This window comes from Carnobacteriaceae bacterium zg-C25 (assembly GCA_017945845.1).
Taxonomy (GTDB): Bacteria; Bacillota; Bacilli; order Lactobacillales; family Aerococcaceae; genus WM01.
Window position 1 is genome coordinate 1,236,700 of the sequence record CP072828.1, and the last position, 19,792, is coordinate 1,256,491.

Below are 19,792 nucleotides of genomic sequence, written 5' to 3' on the forward strand. Positions count from 1 at the left end.
AAATTCACAACGCTAATTTCTCACTATTTAAAGAATTTTAGGGTTGACGGTATACCCGCCAACCCAATTTTATTAAGTATCCGCCCAATGTAAAAACCTATATTCCATTTATGCTCTATACACATTTGGAACACGACACAAAAACAGACACTTCTAAATCTTATTTTTAAAAGCTCCTGTCTTTTTTATAACTGATGTTGGTAAATCGTACACCTAAAAAATTTAAATATTTTTAAAAGTGTTCGATGCTCTTTTAACCAAAAATAGCTTTTAATAGTTCATATACCATTCGTGACGGCCATGGAAACACAGGCACTAGAACAAATAAACAAAATAAAACAACTAAAATATTTACTATGATTTTTTTCTTTTTATTGGTTTTCATATTAGCCACACTTTCTAAACTGACCCATTACAAAATTTAAACACTACGCAATTTTTTCTAAATTTTGAGGACGATTGAACTTTTTACACATCCATCTTCCCCCAAAAAACTTGTCATTTCATGCTCTTTATATCACATTATTTGATATAAAAACAGTCTAAAAATACATCTTTTTTTATGGTATAATAAACATAATTTGTTACAAATTAATCTAGGGGAACGCCAAAAGCGTTCCCCTAGATTATATTTAATTATTCATCTGATTTACTTTTCTTGACTTCTTTTAAAAGTGCCTGACATGCTGGGCAATTGTGATTTCGCTTCGAACGTGTACAACGATACCTACCCCAAAAAATCAATAAGTGATGTGTTTGACTCCATTTTGTTTTAGGTACTTTTTTCATGAGCATTTCTTCTACTTCTAAAGGCGTGGCATCTTCATGTATGGCACCTAAACATTTACTAACGCGTTCCACATGTGTATCCACCGCAATGGCCGGTTTGTTAAAGCCTACACTTAAAACAACATTGGCTGTTTTACGCCCAACGCCCGCTAAAGACGTTAAATCTTCAAACGTATCCGGTACACAACCATCATACACATCAATTAACCGTTGGCAGCACTGTTGAATATGGACGGCTTTATTACGATACAATCCGATTGTGTTAATATCTTCCATCAACTCTTCAACGTCTACTGCTATAAAATGTTCTGGCGTGGGATACTTTTTAAATAATCGTGGCGTTATTTTATTCACCGCTTTATCTGTTGTACGGGCACTTAACAACACCGCAATAAGCAACTCAAACGTATTTGTAAACGTGAGTTCGCACCACGCGTTCGGAAATTCGTTTGCCATTAAGTCAAGTACGGCATTCAATTTTTTTGAACTCAGCATAATGTACCTACTTTGTATGATTCATCGTCAAAACGTTTACGGTTTTTTCATCTAACGGTAACAGTTGATCTTGCGCAAGCGATTGACGGTATTTTCGCGTTTCTTGTTGTACTTGTTGCGCCGTTTTAATGTTTTTCTGACGCCAGTTTAACAAAATGCGCTCAATATACCTTAAATTTACTGCTTGTGAAATAACCGCCTCTTTTAGCGCCATTAAAATGAGACTTTCTTCAAATTGATCCTCTTTAACCCAGCCGATAATCGTTTCTAATTCTATGCTTGAAAAAGCCCGACCAAATTCCTGCTCAAATGTTGTAATTAAATCTTGGGTGTTGGCTTGTTGTGTTGGTGTTTCTTGCAATAAAAGTGTCGCTAATTTTTGATAAATTGGCTCCATAGAATAAACGACATCTATTTTTCCATCACTTGTTGTTGTCGTTTCCATTGTAATGTGCTGTTTTTCAAGTAAAGCATTAATCATTTTAGCCAATTGGTTATCATTCAAATGCATTTGCTTGGCAACACGTTCCATATCGCCATCTTCAATAGCATACTGCACCAATAACATCACTTCTTCACTCGTCAAATTCAACGTTTGATAGTGTTGAAATAACGCACTCGGTAATGGCGTACTGGTCTGTTTCAATAAATTTACAATTTTTTCTCTCATAGCATCTCCTAATCAACATGAGCTTATCGTATAAATGCGTCAAACAATACGTTAAAAACGGTTGTTTACATGAAACAACCGCCTTAACATTAAGGATAAATACGATTTAATAAGCGTGGGAATGGACTAGATTCACGAATGTGCTCTGTACCACAAATAAATGTTACGGCACGTTCTAACCCTAAACCAAAACCAGAATGTGGCACACCACCATACTTGCTCAAATCTAAATACCATGCATAGTCATCCATGCTCAATCCAAGGTCTTGAATTTTTTGTTGTAAAGCGCCGTAATCAACACTACGCTCACTACCACCAATAATTTCACCATAACCTTCTGGTGCAATTAAATCGGCACAAATGACAACATCTTCACGTTCTGGGTGTTCTTTCATATAGAACGCCTTAATTGCTTTTGGATAATTCATAATGAATGTTGGTACACCATAGTAATTAGAAATAAATGTTTCATGCGGTGAACCAAAATCATCGCCCCATGTAATTGGTTCATAATCATTTTCAGCTTGTTTTTCTTGCAATAATGCAATCGCATCATCATAAGTTACTCGTTTAAATGGTTCGTTTACGTATTTTTGTAACAAATCAACATCACGCTCTAATACACCTAGCGCATAACGTTGATTATCTAAAACCGCTTGAATTAAATATTTGACATAGGCTTCTTGAACGTCTAACGATTCGTCGTGCTCTACAAATGCCATTTCCGGCTCAATCATCCAAAACTCTGTCAAATGACGGCGTGTTTTAGATTTTTCAGCACGAAACGTTGGGCCAAACGTAAAAATTTTACCAAATGCCATCGCTGCCGCTTCACCGTATAATTGTCCTGTTTGACTCAAGTATGCCGGTGTCCCAAAATAATCGGTTTCAAATAATTCTGTCGTACCTTCCGGTGAACTTGACGTTAAAATAGGTGCGTCAATTTTAATAAATCCTTCTTTATTAAAAAACTCGTACGTCGCACGAATAATTTCGTTACGCACTTGCATAATGGCATGTTGTTTACTTGAACGTAACCATAAATGACGATGATCCATTAAAAAGTCTGTTCCATGTTCTTTTGGTGTAATCGGGTAATCGTGACTTTCGCCCACTACCGTTAAATCGGTCACCAATAGTTCATACCCCAATTTTGAACGTGTATCTTCTTGTACAATACCGCGCACAAGAACAGAACTTTCTTGACCTAAACTTTTTGCCGCTTCAAATGTTTCTTCACTCACATCATTTTTAACAACAATTGCTTGAAAGTGAACTTTACCATCTCGTAATTGTAAAAAAGCGATTTTCCCACTCGAACGTTTGTTTGCAACCCACGCACCAATGGTCACTTCTTGTCCAACAAACTTTTTGGCTTGATCCATTGTGATTCTTTTCATAATTTTCTCCGTTATTCAAATAGTAATATCATTGTATCATATCTATTAAAAGACAACAAACACGAGTTATTCATTTGTTGCATTTTTGATTTCATGTAAAACGCTACCTGTTTTGGCATCAAAGACGATATAACTGTACTGACCATTTAATCGATACGTCAATTCCCATATAACGCGATCATTTTCCAATCCCAATACCACACGACGAACCGTTGCACTAGGATATTGATTTAATGCACGTTGCATTACCGCATCACGAGATATAATTTCAGCATCATGATATACGTAACCGCGGTTTTGTTTCACATCCATCACAATATACACCAGCTGATTATCATTATTTCGACCGTATAATGTATACGTTTCGGTTTGACCACGGTACCAGTAAAACTCTTCTACTTGTTTTAACACATTGTATTCGGATACTAAACTAATTGCTTGCTGACGCGCATGCTCTTCTTTTGAAAAACTTTTTTCTAAAACTCCAATTGTCAACAGTAATAAAACGACAAACACGCTTGACAAATAGATTAAAATTTTCTTCATGAATGCCTCTTTTCAATCTTTGTACCTATTGATTTTAATGGTTTTTCGCCTACACTTCAACTATTTTCACTATTTGGGATAACCCCTCCATGAAGACATGTCCGTAAGAATCGTGAAAAATGCGTTCATCCCATAACGTGATAGAACCTTTTTCATGTCGTGAAATAACCACTTGACTCATATCTAATAGCACCGAAACTACATCAATCGTTGTAAAATAATGTTGTCGTTTCGGTAAAAAATCTTTACTTGCTTGTACGTGTAAACTATCGGGTGTCGTAAAAGGTAGTTTAACAACAATTATCTCCATAGCATTTGTTAAATTCGTGTACTGTTCCGAAAATAAATGCCACGTTATTACCGCACTATTGTTTGATAACACACCGTCATTGTAACGATCAATACTTCTTTCGTCATTGAGTATTGCCGTATCGCTACATTCACCAAGTGCTTGTGCAATTTGTTGATTCGGTACGACAATTAACGTTTTGTCATTCACCGTTTTAATGTACTGCGCTATTTTTTTGACCATTAAGTTGTCTTTCCAGTTTTGCGAATGATGTGCGCGTGATACACGTAATTCGCCATGTATCATCTCTTCGCCACTTGCCACATCGCACGCTAGATCAATCATGTTTGCCACATACGTTTTCACAGAACTTGTGTGCGGAATCGCATCTAAAAAAACAACTTTACGAAACGCTTCAAAAACGTTGCGCGTTAAATACTCCGCCACAGAAAAAGGTTGTATCACAATTGTATAAAACGTTATCGCGTCCGTTTTGTGTACATTAACCCCGACATAATCGACCGGAGACGGTTGCGTCAAGCACTCTTTAATATGCGCGATGAGTTCGTCCAACTCACTTTGATACCCACTACTCACTAAAGTCTTCATGTTTTCTAGCATGTTTTTCAATCGAATGAAAACATACCCGTCCATTTCCGATACTTTCGACAAGTAGTACTCTATCATACTACTTTGCTCCATTTTTTCAAGACGTGTTGTTTGACCATTTTTCAAGAAATCCACAACCCAAAACAAATCCATTAATACATTATCAATGCTTTGTGTATCTTTCGATTGTTGTGTCCATTCTGATTTTAAAGCAAATAGATGTGAAATCCATGTCGACAAAGACAGTCTTTTCGTTTGAACACGACGTGCGACACGTTGCAAAGCGTTGCGTTCATAAACCTGTAATGTTAGTTTAGAAACGTCAAAATGTTGTTGTAAACACGAAAAATATTTAATGAAATCGTAGTATGTGATATAAACATTTTCTTGTTTTCTCAACTGATTAATCTGTTTTTGATAATAGGGGTTATTTGCATCTTTTGCGCCTAATTTTTTAAATAATTTTTGAGGCAGTTGCAACTCATTTAAATTCCCTGTTGCGTCTTCTTGTAATAAGCTGACAATGACACGACAAATTTGTCGCGCTTCTTGTATGGTTAATTGATTGGGGTGCTGCGTGAAATACTCTAGTATTTCCGTATCCACAAACATTTCATACGATTGGTATACAACCTCCTTTGGAAAACGTCTTGTAGACAATACAGCATGGATACGCCTCAAGTGATCATCCTCTTCATTCACAATCACTTTAGGTAGCATGTGCAGACTACCAACACCAATATCTTTAAACAATTGCGCTAGTCCTTCGTTTTTACTATTCAATAAACTGTGGATTGCCTCATTCACGTGATACGGTAATTGAGCAATTTGATCTCGTAAATACACGAATAAGTGCGCGGTCGCTTTTGAATCATCACCAGCTTGATGATGGTGGTTCAGTGAAATGTCCAATTGTTGTGAGAGTGTTTTTAAGGCGAAAGACGTCTGAGTTGGCATTACAATTTGTGCTAACTCAATCGTGTCTAGGCGTATTTTTTCGGAAAATTCAACGCCAACACGTCCCATCTCATTCACGAGTAAACCGTAATCAAACGCGACATTATGGGCAACAAAAACACACCCGTCTAAAAGTGTGGCAACGTATTCAGCGACATCTTCAAATAAAGGGGCATCTGCGACTTGCTCATTGGTAATGCCCGTTAAGTTAGTAATTGCTTGAGAAATCGGAACAGGCGGTTTCACATCAAGTGTCAACGTGTCGCTAACCAGCCGATTTTCTACATAAGTAATTCCAATTTGAATAATGTATTTTTCGTTAGTTATCGGATGATTACTCGCTTCTAAATCAACAACGGCATACGTGGTCATGTCGCACCTCCTTACATTAAAAAATTGCCCTACGTTGTAGGGCGATCATCATTTAACAAGTTTCATTTTCCAAAAGGCGTAGGCTGTTCCAACGACTAAAACTAATGCAATGATGATGGTATAAATCCAACCGAATGGATCATCTTGAAACGGAATACGTGTATTCACTCCGAAAAATCCAAAAACAATGGATGGAATTGTCAATAAAGCCGTAATGATGGTCAATGAACGCATCGTTGCATTTAAGTTATTGTCAATAATGGTAGAATACGTACTTTTCTCTTTTTCAATTAACATCATATTGATTTCTGACACTTCAATTGCTTGAGATAATTCGACAAGTACATCTTCTATTTTTTCAGCTTCACCATCAGAAAATGCGGTAGCACCATATCCCCAACGACGACGCAATGTATTTAATGCAATTTTATTACTTCTTAAAGACGTTAATAAATACACTAACCCTTTTTCAACATTCATCAATCGGTAAATTTCTTTGTTGTCTGCATTTGTTCGAAACGCCTTTTCAATATTATCGCGTTCTTTATGTAATACGCGTAATTTCTCGTGATACATCATTGAAAAGTTGTACAATATTGAAAATATCATATGATACATGCTCAAATAGACACCATTTTGAACAGATCGATTTAACAGGTGATTAATTTGTGAATAATCTCGTTCATCGTCCACAAATGTATACATCGTTGTATCTTTAATAATAAAGACAACTGGACGTGTCGTATAACTATTCGCAGGTGTGTCAAAATATGGAACGTCAAAACTGAGTAGGCGCGCCATATTGTCATTATCTTCTTCCACACGTGCATGTTCATCTAAGTCGATAGCATATTCCAAAAACTCATAAGATAGATCATGCTTTTCATTCAATATTTTTTTATCTTCATTAGACAAACTAACAATATTCACCCATTCTACCGGTTCTTCTTGCGTGTCAATCGTTCTATAATGTAACACACGTCTTCCTCCTTATCTCACCATTTAGTCATTGATTTTATTATAAACATAAATCGGTTCGTCACGTTTATCATCGTATTGAATTTCTAAATCATACCCATCGAAAAACCACTCATCGCCATCTTCAACATAATACGGTATACCGTTAATGACGGTTTGAACAATTGGACGACTTGGCGTATTCACTTCCATGGCTAGCGAAAAGTTATCATGTATCGGTGAACACCCGTACACTTTTCCGTAAAATCGTACACCACGACCTTCACCAACACCTAATTCTCTTTCAAACCATGCTTGCGCATCTTTTAATACTATAATTTTCATTTAATTAATCCTTTCTTAAAGGCGTAAATTGTCGCCTGCGTACGATCGTCTACCTCTAATTTCATTAACACATTCGATACATGTGTTTTTACTGTTTTTAAAGCGATAAATAATTCCTCTGAAATTTCTTGATTGGATTTACCTTGTGCCATCAGCAATAACACTTCTAATTCACGATGCGTCAGTTCATCATGTTTTTGAGGTTGCTTATCCGCATTCATTTTTTCCAATACAGAAGCATCATAAATTTTCTCGCCATTGTACACTTGTTCAATGGCACGTACAATTTCAGGTGCCGGTGTTGTTTTTAACAAATAGCCACACGCACCACTTTGAATCGCGGGATACACTTTTTCATCATCGATGAAACTGGTCACAATAATAATTTTCACATCTGGTTGCTGTTGCAAAATGGTTTGAGTAGCAAGAATGCCATCAATTGGTTCCATGACCAAATCCATTAAAATAACATCTGGTCGCAACGCTTGCGCCAATGCAATTCCTTCTTGCCCGTTACTCGCTTGCCCTACAACTTGAATGTGCTTGTGTACACTTAAAAATGTACTCACACCTAATCTGACCATTTCATGATCGTCTACAATTAATACAGAAATCATATTTTCACCTTTTCTTCGTGTTCTATCTTACCACAAAATTGTCGATTCGTTTCATTTTACTCCCATTTGACTAAATCGTAATATCAACACTTGTCCCTTCAAATGCCACACTCACAATCGACATTTGACCACCAACACCATGCACACGTTCTTTCATGTTTTGTAAACCGTAATGCCCAATCATACTCTGTTTCACATCAAAACCTTGTCCATTATCAATAAATCGCAATTTGATTTTTTGATTATCCTTTTTTAAATACACTTCAATTCGTGTTGCTTTAGAATGTCGTAACGTATTGGATATGAGCTCTTGTACAATCCGGAACAAATGATTTTCAATTGTTGTTGGAACATCAAACGTATCAATATCCGAAATAACTTCTACATCTACTTTTTGACGAACTTCTTCTAACAAAAGCGTCAATCCTTGAGCAAGTGTTTTATTTTCTAACGTTACCGGTCTCAAGTGCAATAAAAGCGCCCGCAATTCCCGTTGTGAAGCGTTAATGACATTTTCTAAAATAGTTAGTTGTTGATTTAAGGCACTCGAATCGTCGATAGTATATTTTGCCGAAGAAACAATCATGGCTGCGGCGTATAACTGTTGTGAAACAGAATCGTGTAAATCACGCGCTAATCGTTTTCTCTCTTGTGTAATAATTTCTTCTTCTTGTTCTAAAGCAATCGGCTGATGCTTTTCGCTAAACGCGAGTAAACTATCCGAAATATCTTTTAATTGGAAGCTGAGTGAATTGATTTGTTCGTCAATAACCCCTAAATAATCTAAAGGAGCGTATGTTGTGTCTTGTTGCTTTTTAAAAATGTTATGTGTATATTGCCCTAAAATTAACCACTGTAATTTTTGAACGACACGTCGTTGGCTAGCACGCAGACCATAATACAAAAGCCCCGACACCACAATACTAATCACAAACAACATCACAAATAAAATACTAATAAGGCGTATCATTTCAGAGGTGGGACGCGTGAACGTCAAATGGCGACGCAACATAAAAACCGTAATGATCATAGCAAATAGTCCGGCTGAAAAAACAACGCTAAATACATTAAGCCATTTAAATTGATTTTTCATACATACATCACCTCGACATTTCCAATATACACCGTTGTGACAATTTTAATTTTTTTAGATGACGTCACATAATTATTCGAATACATCGTTAATTTGGCATTTTTCAAAGTGTAATCTTCTTTTTCAAAAAGTACATTGCCGTATAACGTATGACAACTTAACAAAATACCGACATCTAACGGTACAAGAATACGAATGTCACCAAAACCTTTATGCAAAACAATGACAGAATTGGTATCGGGTAAAATCGTCTGTGTTAAATTAATAACGGTATCTCCAATTAAAGACGTATCGTGAATATCTTCAAAAGAAAAACTGCCATCCAAAGAGACGCTCGGATCTAACCACGTATCTTTCGTCACTTGAGCGTGGTATTGCGTTGGCATATTATCAATCGTCAAATTTTGCATACGGTGCATCGTTTGAGCCATCATACTTTTGGTGAGTAAACTACCACAAATAACTAACGCCACTAACGCAATAAAAAAATAGAGATGTTCACTCGTTAAAACGATATAGATGAATAAACTGATTGCTAATAGCACTTTACCGAAAAAGTGTTGTTTAAATAAATACCCAATGCCGATGAATAAAACACTCAATAGCACATAGGGTAGTCCCCAAAGCGAAATCAATTGCCCGATTGAAATACCAAACACAACGCATGCAACGAGCAACATCACACTACTTGCTAGCAAAAGATTCTTTTTAAACATCTCTATTCCCCTTTCTTATTATCCTTTGAAACGTACAATCGTTGCACCGTTTCCACCTTGATTAATCGGCGCAAATTCAAAACTGTCTACACTACGGTGTTTTCGCAACGCTTTCGTTACGCCATCACGAACAGCACCCGTTCCACGTCCATGGACAATGGTCACTTGTGCATAACCGGCTAAAATCGCCGCATCTAAATAGCGATCTAGTTCCACTAACGCATTTTCGTAACGTTGCCCACGTAAATCTAACTGACTGGTTACTTTTGTACGCGCGCCACGTAAACGTGGAATGTATTTTTGTTTTTCGTTCGTATCGCCATCTAATAAACGCAAATCTGCATCCGTAACTTTCATACGCAACATGCCCATTTTAACGATGAATTCTTCTTGGGATAGTTTTTGTTCAATGACACCACGTTGCCCGTATGACATCACTTCAACGTTATCTCCCACACTTAAATTCTTTTGTCGTTTAGCCCGTTGTAACACTTTATTTTTTTTCAACGATTCTTCGTGTTTCAACCGCTCAAGTTGTGTCCGTTTTTCAATAAATTCATGCTCTTTAACAACGGCATTCCCTTGTCTCAATTGCATTTGACGCACTTGCGACATAATTTCGTTAGCTTCTTCTTTTGTCTTTTCAACTAACGCATTTGCCTCATCAAGCGCTTGTTGCATTATTTTTTCTTTTTGTGCTTCTAAAGTGTCTTTTTCTTTTTGCGCTTCTTTAAGCATCGCATTGGCTTGTTGCACATCACGCTCAACTTGCTCTTTTTCTTTTGTGAGGTGTTGTCGAAGCTCTTCCAATGCCGTAATCATATCATTCAGTTGTTGACTATCTTCATGAACAAGGCTTCTAGCTTGTTGAATAATGGTTTCGTCTAATCCCAGCCGTTTAGAAATGTCAAACGCATTACTTTTACCTGGTATACCCAATAAAAATTTATACGTTGGTGCCAACGTCACACTATCAAACTCCATGCTGGCATTGACGGTTCCTAAGCGATTATACCCATACATTTTCAACTCAGGATAATGTGTTGTTGCTACGACATAACTTTGCTTTTGTCCAATGTAATCTAAAATAGCAATTGCCAAAGATGAACCTTCTTGTGGATCCGTACCCGATCCCAACTCATCAAATAACACTAAACTTTTCTCATCAATTTGATCTAAAATCGATACAATATTTGTCATGTGCGAAGAAAACGTACTTAAATTTTGTTCAATGGATTGCTCATCGCCAATATCTGCAAAAATTTGTGTGAAGACACCGATTTGGCTACCTTCTTCAACGGGTAAATGCAATCCCGATTGACCCATAATTTGTAATAAACCAAGCGTTTTTAATAAAATCGTTTTTCCACCGGTATTTGGACCTGTAATCACAATACTTTGGAAATCGCCACCAATTAAAATGTCATTTTTCACCACAACACGACGATCAATTAACGGATGTCTTGCCGCGTAAAGTGCCACAACATTTGTGCTATCAACATCAACTTTTGTTGCTCGAATATCTCTAGCGTACAACGCCTTAGCATTAATAAAGTCTAGTTCACCTAAAATACGGTTATTCAGTAAAATATCGACAGAATGTGGGGCGATTTTTTCACATAACTCCCATAAAATACGATTGATTTCGTCTTGTTCTTCTTCGTGTAAATGACGCAATTTTGTCGTGAGTGATTGAATTTCTTTTGGCTCAATATAGACGGTTTGACCACTACTACTTTGATCACGAATGACACCGCCAAACGTATAACGAAATTCTTGTTTAACGGGCAAGACGTAACTATCTCCGCGCATGGTAATAATGGCATCACTCAATTGAGAGGCTTTTGTACGAAGCAACTGATCCAACGTTTCACGAATGGCTTGTTCTTGCCGTTTAATGGACGTACGAATACCTTTTAACGCCGGACTAGCCTCATCTAGCACACTACCCGTTTCATGAATACTGCGTATAATCGTTTGTAACAATGGATTTAACACGACTAAATTGCTTACCAATTTAGGCAAATGTGCCAATACAATTTTTTCTTCTTTAAGCATTGTAAAAAATTGCACCATTTCTTTTGTACTGCTTAACACTTTTCCAATTTGTGCAATTTCAAGTGCACTCAATATGCCTTGCATATCCAATCGTTTTAAATGTACGGTGACATCTTTTAATATTGGATTGGGTAGTCCGCCTTTTAAACGTAGTACCGTTACCGCATCTTGCGTTTGCTCCATCGCCATAACGACTTGATTAGGACGTGTCAGCGGCATTAACTCTCTAACTTTTTGCACACCAATTTCACTTTTGGCAAACTGCGCCAACTGTTCCAACACTTTATCAAATTCTAATTTTTCTAAATATTTTTTTTGCATACAAATTTCCTTATATTTCATTCCTTTTATTTTACCACAAAGCAACGTCAAAACGACAAAAAAAGGCGTTTTATCGCTTGATACGATAAAACACCTAATTATCAATTGTCATCATTATTTTCTAAAATAACTCATCAATACATTCCACAAATATGCAAAAGTATTCTTTAATGGTATAGACGTTTTACAGTTTTCTATTATTCAAACTGATTAACGCATAACAAGCCATTGATCTAAAATGTATTGTGAAAGGACTGGCGTTTGTTTCACAATAAATGTCGCTAAAGAATTTCCTGAAAACATATTTTGAATTGGTGCAATTGGTAACGTTGACAATAACGACAAGATAAAAAATAAACCTATCCAATTACATAAAAACCCTAACACACCACCACCAATGCCGTTTAACTGTTTTAAAATTGGAATTTTCGTTAAATTATTTAACATTGCCGCAACAACACGTGTTGCTATCCAACCAATTAATAAAATCAAAACAAATGCTACCGCATTATAAAACGTTTGATCAAACTGTACGGCTTTCATCACATTATATAAATTTAAATCAGACGCTGTCGTTCCTGTTGGGTACGGAATTAATGTTTCCAAGACATTCGCCACCGCTTTGAAATTAAACGAAGCTAAAATAAACGATACGATTAACCCTGCCGTATGCACCAATTGAACAATTAGACCACGCCTAGCACCAGAAAATGAACCTAATAATAAAATAGCAATAATCATTAAATTACTCACGCTTTTCTCCTTACCTTATATCATGAAATCGTTTCTTTTGATGATACAAAATCATCAAAACTCATTTGTTGTGCATGCACACTCCGTCGAGTAGAATTTTTTGCAAACACACTTGTATTTTGCCCTTTAAGTGTGTGACTATCTTGAAAACGATTGTTTAATTGTTTTCGTAAATTCATGACTTCTTGCGTCAATTGTATTTGTTGTGACACCGTATTTAAAGCCAATAAAATCGCAACATCTTCATTTGTTACATTTTTCATTTCTTGTTTTAATTGACGAAACTGTTCATTTACAATTTCTTCTACTGTTCGAATATGTTGTGCGGTTTCAGTTGAAATTACTGTATATGCTTTACCGTCAACAGATACTTTCATTCGTTTTTTCTCACTCATATAAACCTCACCTAGTGTGCTACCATTTAGATTTTTATTGAAATAATGGTTTTTCCAATTATACCACACATTTTTAAAAACAGCATTTTCATTTTTTTGCATACTTTTTCAAAAAAATATATGAAATTTTTTGAAAAAAGGTTTTCTTTTTTTGAAAATGTGTTATACTTACTTTGTTAAAAAAATCACAAGATAATTTTTGGAGGATTTATGGTTAAAAATGTTTCTACAAAACAAAAAGTTATTTTAGTTGGTAACGGGGCAGTAGGTTCTAGTTACGCGTTCGCATTAGTAACACAAGGTATTGGTCGTGAATTAGGGATTATTGATATTAACGTACAAAAAGCTGAAGGAGACGCTATTGACTTGTCTCATGCATTAGCATATCAAGCACCTCAAAAAATTTATGCAGCAACATATGCAGATTGCCACGATGCTGATCTTGTTGTTTTAACAGCTGGAGCACCTCAAAAACCAGGCGAAACACGCTTAGATTTAGTACACAAAAACTTATCCATTTACCAAGAAATTATTAAAGAAGTTATGGCAAGTGGATTTGACGGACTATTTTTAGTAGCCGCTAACCCAGTGGATATTTTAACATACGCTACTTGGAAGTTTTCTGGTCTACCAGCACATCGTGTTATCGGTTCTGGTACATCATTAGACAGTGCACGTTTCCGTCAAGCAATTTCTACATTAACAGGCGTTGATGCGCGTAGCGTTCACGCATACATTTTAGGGGAACACGGAGATACTGAATTCCCAGTATGGTCTCACGCTAACATCGGTGGTTTACAAATTCACGAATGGATTAAATCCACACCAGAAATTACAAAAGAAACATTAGATAAATTGTTTGTCGGTGTACGTGATGCCGCTTATGAAATTATTGAGAAAAAAGGTGCAACATACTACGGTATCGGTGTGGCATTAGCACGTATTACAAAAGCTATCTTTAATGATGAAAATGCCGTATTACCATTATCCGTATTATTACGCGGTCAATTTAAACAAGACGATGTGTATCTTGGCGCACCAGCCGTTATCGGACGTAGTGGTATTAAACGTATTATCGAAATTCCATTAAACGAAGTAGAAGTAGAAGCAATGACACATTCCGCAAATACTTTAAAAAACATTACAAAAGAAGCATTCGCTCGCTTAGGTTAATAATAGAAGCTAAAAAACTGACCCAAAAAGGTCAGTTTTTTGTATAAGCACTTAATCCGTATCACCTAATGCGAATGCGGCTATATCATTTTAGGGTTGATGGCACGAGCCATCAACCCTAATTTTATTGCGATTTCATTATTTGTAGTCTTTTTTCTTGTAGCCGTAATCGTCTAGCATGGATTGTTTGTCGCGCCAATCTTTTTGAACTTTGACCCATAATTCCAAGAACACTTTTTCACCTAGCAAGTTTTCAATATCACGTCTTGCACGCGTTCCAATTTCTTTAAGTAATTTACCACCTTTACCGATAACAATACCTTTTTGAGAGGCGCGCTCTACAATGATTGTGGCATAAACATGCACTTTACCTTGCTCATTTTTTTGCATTTGATCGACCACTACTGCAATCGAATGCGGAACTTCTTCTTTTGTCAGTTGCAATACTTTTTCACGAATAAACTCTGACACAACAAAATATTCCGGGTGGTCAGTAACTTGATCCGCTGGATAATATTGTGGCCCTACAGGTAAATAACCTTTTATCGTTTCTAATAAATGATCGACATTATTCCCTTGTAACGCTGAAATCGGAACAATTTGTGCAAATTCCATTTCTTTTTGATACGTTTCAATAATCGTGAATAACTCATCTGGATGCACCAAATCAATTTTATTAATAATTAAAAAAACGGGTGTTTTTTGTTGCTTTAATCGCTCAATAATGAAGCGATCACCACGCCCAATCGGTTCTCCGGCATTAATTAAAAACAAGACCAATTCAACTTCTTTTAAAGATGAATAGGCCGCATCTAACATAAATTCCCCTAACGCATGTTTTGGTTTATGAATACCCGGTGTATCCATAAAAATAATTTGTGCTTGTTTATCCGTATAGACACCTTGTATTTTATTACGCGTTGTTTGCGCCTTATCGCTCATAATTGCGATTTTTTGACCTAACACACGATTAAGTAACGTTGATTTTCCCACGTTTGGACGGCCGACAATGGCTACAAACCCCGAACGAAAATTTGAATTGTGTTGCATGTTTTCTCCTTAAAATATAAATTCCATGACTCTCGGAACGAAAATAATCGCACCCACGCATACGGTATAAATGGCACTTACCAATACCGCGCCAGCAGCCATATCTTTCACGTGTTTTGCCCATGTGTAATACTGTTGTTGTGTTACGGCATCTACAATTTTTTCTAGCGCCGAATTGACTAATTCGGCGAATAAGATGAATGCAATGCATTGTAATACCCACAACCATTCTTCTGCACTAATCTGAAATACAATACTTAGTGCAATAATTGTCGTAGCCATAACGCAATGGATACGCATATTCGTTTCGTTTTTAACGCTATATACCACACCGTCAACGGCATGCTTTAACGCTTGAAAAAAAGATTTATTTTTATGTGTTTGTAAAACCATTAGCGCACCAACCCAAACGCTTCGAAAATTTCATTTTGTAAACCAAACATCTCTTTTTCGTCTGCTTCATTCATATGGTCGTAGCCATTTAAATGTAGGAACCCATGAACGGCTAAAAAACCTAACTCGCGTTCAAAAGAATGCCCATAATCTTCTGCTTGCTCTTTAGCTCGTTCAACAGAAATGATAATGTCGCCAATATGATGAGCAAACGATGCATCCGTATTGATAGCAATTTGCGCGTCACTGTGATCGTCGTCAAGCGCAAAACTAATGACATCTGTCGGTACATCTTTATGACGATAATCACGATTAATCACACGAATGGCTTCATTGTCTACCAAAGTAATGGCACACTCTATATTATCCGTCTGTTCCATATACTCGTTAGCAAATTGAACGATTTTCTCCACCAACTCAATATGTTCACTCGAAACTTCTCCCGTTTCATCTATAATATCAACAATCATTTATTTGTCCTTTCTTAATTTCGGATATTTGACACGATTATGGTATGTACCTGATAAACCGGAAATTAATGATTCTTCAACAATTTTTAAATCTTTCATTGTAATTGGGCACTCATCGAATTGACCATCAATAATACGTGATCTAATTGTTGACTGCACTAATGATATAATTGACTCTTGTGTTGGCTGACTCATTGAACGTGCTGCAGCTTCTACAGAATCGGCAATAGATACAACTGCTGATTCAATCGTTTGTGGTTTTGGACCCGGATAACGAAAATCATCTTCGGTTACAGCATCATCCATTTCTTTTGCTTTTACATAAAAATATTTCATGACGGTTGTTCCATGATGTTGCGCACAAATATCAATAATCCCTTGTGGTAACTGTTCTTGCGTCAAACGTTTTACCCCGTCACTAACATGGTCAAAAATAATGTCTCGACTTTGAAACGGCGTTAGCAAATCGTGTGGACTTTCCATACCTTTTGGCACGTTTTCAGTAAAAAATATTGGATCTTTCAATTTCCCAATATCATGATAATAACATGCCACACGCGTGAATAATGAATCGCCACCAATCGCTTCAACGGCATTTGCACTCAAATTGGCAACCATAATGCTATGATGATACGTTCCAGGTGCTTTCGAAATCAATTCTTTTAATAACGGTTGATTTGGATTGGATAACTCAATCATACGCAACATGGCTTTATCTTCAAATAATAAATCGAAATACGGTTGACCTAGTCGAATAATTGCGTAAGTTAACGCCACATTGACAACGGCGTAAGCCAACATACTGAAAAAGGTGTTTGAAAATAATTCGACGCCGTGTACAGTTGCCAACCCAACAATAAATCCGATGGATATAATGAGTAGCGTTAAAAAGTTTTCATTGCGTTTATGTAACGAACGCCCTGACACCACCGCCAACGACAACAATCCAATTAACGTATAAAATTTCCATACGAGTGGTACTTGAACCGAGCTACCACTATCTCCAACAAAGAAGAAAATGACGATTAAAAAGCTGACGAGTAATATAGCCAGTCGTCGCTTCGCTTTAGGGACTAATACAAATGGTACGACACCAATTGGAGCGACTAATCCAATATACTCCACTCCAGATGATTGAATTGAATTTAGCGTGAAAGTGATGGCTAACATGAACAACATGAAAAAGGCGTACATGTTCACGTATAAATTACGTTTTGATTGTTCAACAGCTTGTTGGTGAATAAAATACCACACTAGTGCGAATTGAATCACGAGCACGACCACAAAACCTGTCACACTTTCAAAAAAGGCGGAGTTATTAATCATTCCTAACAACGCAAGTTTATCGTAAGTCGTTTGTGTGATAACTTCACCTTGTCGAACAATAACGTCCCCTTGCAAAATTACAACTGCCGAAGTTTGTTGTTTAGTTGTTTCAATCAATTGATTGGTTGCTTCTTCATTGACGACCATAGTTGCCACAATAGCTGGTGTCATTAAATCATGCACAATATCACGTGTACTATCTGAATACGTTTGTGTTAATAACATGCTGTTGGCTTTATCTTGCGCATTACGTGTATCCGTTGTCGTTGGATAAATATTGTCTTGTAAAATACTTTCAACGATTTTTTTTGTAATTCTTTCATAATTTGAAAAATCATAGTCGGTAGCGGTCAAAAGCGTACGAATGGTGTTTTCAGAAAAGGCATACGTGTAATTTTTTAAATTGGCATTTTCATTTTCTAAACTTTTGAAAAACTGTGTAACACGCGCATTAATTTGTTCGGCAATAGGCGTTTGCGTATCCGTTGTTGTCGCAATCGCTGAACGATACGTGCTAATTACGGAGAAAAATTGCGATACAATTTGTAACGTTTGTGTAGCAATTTCATCATCACGCGCGTAGACTTTCGTCACGTTTTCAGCTGCTGCATCTTTTGCTTTTTGAGTTGCTGCTGTATCTTCAATCGTTTTATTGGCACGAATCGTTTGCGTGGCAATCGTATTAATATTGACTTGTGCAATATTTTGACGTAAAAACGGGTACGCTAATAGCAACGTCACTATAGATACAAGTAACAAAATAAACGGGACATATATTTTTCCAATTTTTTTATCTAATTGATTAATCATCTTTTTCATAATTCCCTCAACGATTAAGTGTATCAATCCGTTTTTATGTCATCTTCTTGATTCACTTTATTTTCATCTTGTTTTTGTGGTGTTGTTGCATAAGCCTTAATAATACTTGCGACTAACGGATGGCGCACAACATCGTATTCATCAAAGGTAACAAATCGAATGGCATCTATCCCTTTTAATTTATGCATAGCGTCCAACAAACCACTTTTTACATTTTTCCCTAAATCAATTTGGCTAATATCGCCATTGACAATCATTTTTGAACCAAAGCCTAGTCGTGTTAAAAACATTTTCATTTGTGCGACTGTTGTATTTTGCGCTTCATCTAAAATGACAAACGCTTGATCTAACGTTCTTCCGCGCATATACGCTAATGGCGCAATTTCAATAATGTCACGTTCTAATAAGCGATTTGTATGTTCCACACCTAAAACGGCATGCAACGCATCATACACTGGACGTAAATAGGGATCTACTTTTTCTTTTAAATCACCGGGTAAAAAACCTAAACTTTCTCCGGCTTCAACGGCTGGGCGAGTCAGTACAATTTTTTTAACTTCACCGTTGCGTAAAGCATTAACGGCTAATACAACCGCCAAAAACGTTTTACCCGTTCCAGCAGGTCCAATTCCAAAAACAATGTCGTGACGTTGAATTGCGCGAACGTATTGGCGTTGGCCAAACGTTTTTGCTTTAATGCTTTCACCTTTAATCGTGCGCCCTACTTCTTGGTCGTACAATTCATAAAATGTGTCTAATCGTCCCCGTTGCAATAACTTAATACCCGTCATCACATCGCTTTGTGTTAATGTATGTCCCCGTTTAATGAGCCAAACGAAACACTCTAAAAGCGATTTAACATTTTCAACTGCCGTAGCTTCTCCAGCAATATGTACGGTTTCACCGCGACTTGTTACAACAACTGCACATTCTTCTTCAATATATTGAATAAATTGATTATGTGCGCCAAAGAGCGCTAATTGTTCATCACTGTTCGGTATTTCAATTTTTTCTAGACGTTGATCCAATCCTTTGCCTACCTTTACAAAATAGTTAATTTGCCTATAGTTTAGCATATTTTGCTTGAAATATAAACGATATTCCCTTTAATACGCCTATTTGGGTACAACAAAAAAGGTTAGACGATTCTCTAACCTTTATCCTATTTCATTGAATCAA

19 protein-coding genes are annotated in these 19,792 nt (G+C 36.6%); 1 reads left to right on the forward strand and 18 read right to left on the reverse strand.

The annotated features are described in order from the left end of the window. Positions 1–636: 636 nt before the first annotated feature. The 13 genes from nth to zapA all read right to left on the reverse strand — a co-directional run bounded on the left by nth (position 637) and on the right by zapA (position 13,382). The gene (nth, locus tag J7S27_05900) at positions 637–1,284 is read right to left on the reverse strand and encodes an endonuclease III (protein ID QTU82801.1); all 648 of its coding nucleotides are present in this window, start codon (positions 1,282–1,284) and stop codon (positions 637–639) included. A 7-nt stretch (positions 1,285–1,291) separates the two neighbouring features. Beyond that, positions 1,292–1,954, reverse strand: a complete 663-nt coding sequence (locus tag J7S27_05905; GenBank protein QTU82802.1) for a DnaD domain protein — start codon at positions 1,952–1,954, stop codon at positions 1,292–1,294. Between the two features lie 89 nt (positions 1,955–2,043). Then, positions 2,044–3,354 (reverse strand): asparagine--tRNA ligase, encoded by a 1,311-nt coding sequence (gene asnS, locus J7S27_05910; protein ID QTU82803.1) that lies wholly within the window; start codon positions 3,352–3,354, stop codon positions 2,044–2,046. Between the two features lie 66 nt (positions 3,355–3,420). After that, positions 3,421–3,900, reverse strand: a complete 480-nt coding sequence (locus J7S27_05915; protein ID QTU82804.1) for a DUF5590 domain-containing protein — start codon at positions 3,898–3,900, stop codon at positions 3,421–3,423. Positions 3,901–3,949: 49 nt separating this feature from the next. Then, positions 3,950–6,127, reverse strand: coding sequence for a hypothetical protein (locus tag J7S27_05920; GenBank protein QTU82805.1), 2,178 nt, complete (start codon positions 6,125–6,127; stop codon positions 3,950–3,952). A gap of 48 nt (positions 6,128–6,175) precedes the next feature. After that, entirely contained in the window at positions 6,176–7,105 is a 930-nt protein-coding gene (locus tag J7S27_05925; protein ID QTU82806.1) for a magnesium transporter CorA family protein, read from the reverse strand. A 24-nt stretch (positions 7,106–7,129) separates the two neighbouring features. Further along, complete coding sequence (locus tag J7S27_05930; protein QTU82807.1) at positions 7,130–7,429, reverse strand: iron-sulfur cluster biosynthesis protein; 300 nt, start codon at positions 7,427–7,429, stop codon at positions 7,130–7,132. Further along, positions 7,426–8,046 carry a response regulator transcription factor gene (locus J7S27_05935; GenBank protein QTU82808.1) on the reverse strand — a complete coding sequence of 207 codons (621 nt, stop codon included), beginning with the start codon at positions 8,044–8,046 and terminating at the stop codon, positions 7,426–7,428. Before J7S27_05935 ends, J7S27_05930 begins: the two co-directional genes overlap by 4 nt. Before the next feature lie 70 nt (positions 8,047–8,116). Then, a complete protein-coding gene (locus tag J7S27_05940; GenBank protein QTU82809.1) occupies positions 8,117–9,139 on the reverse strand; it encodes a sensor histidine kinase in 1,023 nt (340 codons plus the stop codon). Further along, on the reverse strand, positions 9,136–9,855 hold the full coding sequence (locus J7S27_05945) for a cell wall-active antibiotics response protein (GenBank protein ID QTU82810.1): 720 nt from the start codon (positions 9,853–9,855) through the stop codon (positions 9,136–9,138). Before J7S27_05945 ends, J7S27_05940 begins: the two co-directional genes overlap by 4 nt. A gap of 18 nt (positions 9,856–9,873) precedes the next feature. Continuing rightward, entirely contained in the window at positions 9,874–12,234 is a 2,361-nt protein-coding gene (locus J7S27_05950) for an endonuclease MutS2 (protein QTU82811.1), read from the reverse strand. 210 nt (positions 12,235–12,444) lie between these two features. Continuing rightward, entirely contained in the window at positions 12,445–12,987 is a 543-nt protein-coding gene (locus tag J7S27_05955; GenBank protein ID QTU82812.1) for a CvpA family protein, read from the reverse strand. A gap of 20 nt (positions 12,988–13,007) precedes the next feature. Beyond that, positions 13,008–13,382: a cell division protein ZapA gene (gene zapA, locus J7S27_05960; GenBank protein QTU82813.1), complete on the reverse strand. Its 375-nt coding sequence runs from the start codon at positions 13,380–13,382 to the stop codon at positions 13,008–13,010. A gap of 210 nt (positions 13,383–13,592) precedes the next feature. Here zapA and J7S27_05965 point away from each other — a divergent pair, with 210 nt between their 5' ends. After that, the gene (locus tag J7S27_05965; protein ID QTU82814.1) at positions 13,593–14,555 is read left to right on the forward strand and encodes an L-lactate dehydrogenase; all 963 of its coding nucleotides are present in this window, start codon (positions 13,593–13,595) and stop codon (positions 14,553–14,555) included. A 138-nt stretch (positions 14,556–14,693) separates the two neighbouring features. Here the strand turns inward: J7S27_05965 and era are convergent, their stop codons facing one another. The 5 genes from era to J7S27_05990 are packed head-to-tail and all read right to left on the reverse strand — an operon-like array spanning position 14,694 to position 19,689. Continuing rightward, positions 14,694–15,605 (reverse strand): GTPase Era, encoded by a 912-nt coding sequence (gene era / locus J7S27_05970; protein QTU82815.1) that lies wholly within the window; start codon positions 15,603–15,605, stop codon positions 14,694–14,696. Between the two features lie 9 nt (positions 15,606–15,614). After that, positions 15,615–15,998 carry a diacylglycerol kinase family protein gene (locus J7S27_05975; protein ID QTU82816.1) on the reverse strand — a complete coding sequence of 128 codons (384 nt, stop codon included), beginning with the start codon at positions 15,996–15,998 and terminating at the stop codon, positions 15,615–15,617. After that, complete coding sequence (ybeY, locus tag J7S27_05980) at positions 15,998–16,468, reverse strand: rRNA maturation RNase YbeY (GenBank protein QTU82817.1); 471 nt, start codon at positions 16,466–16,468, stop codon at positions 15,998–16,000. Before ybeY ends, J7S27_05975 begins: the two co-directional genes overlap by 1 nt. Next, positions 16,469–18,613: an HDIG domain-containing protein gene (locus J7S27_05985; GenBank protein ID QTU82818.1), complete on the reverse strand. Its 2,145-nt coding sequence runs from the start codon at positions 18,611–18,613 to the stop codon at positions 16,469–16,471. A 23-nt stretch (positions 18,614–18,636) separates the two neighbouring features. Continuing rightward, on the reverse strand, positions 18,637–19,689 hold the full coding sequence (locus tag J7S27_05990) for a PhoH family protein (GenBank protein QTU82819.1): 1,053 nt from the start codon (positions 19,687–19,689) through the stop codon (positions 18,637–18,639). Between the last annotated feature and the right edge of the window lie 103 nt (positions 19,690–19,792).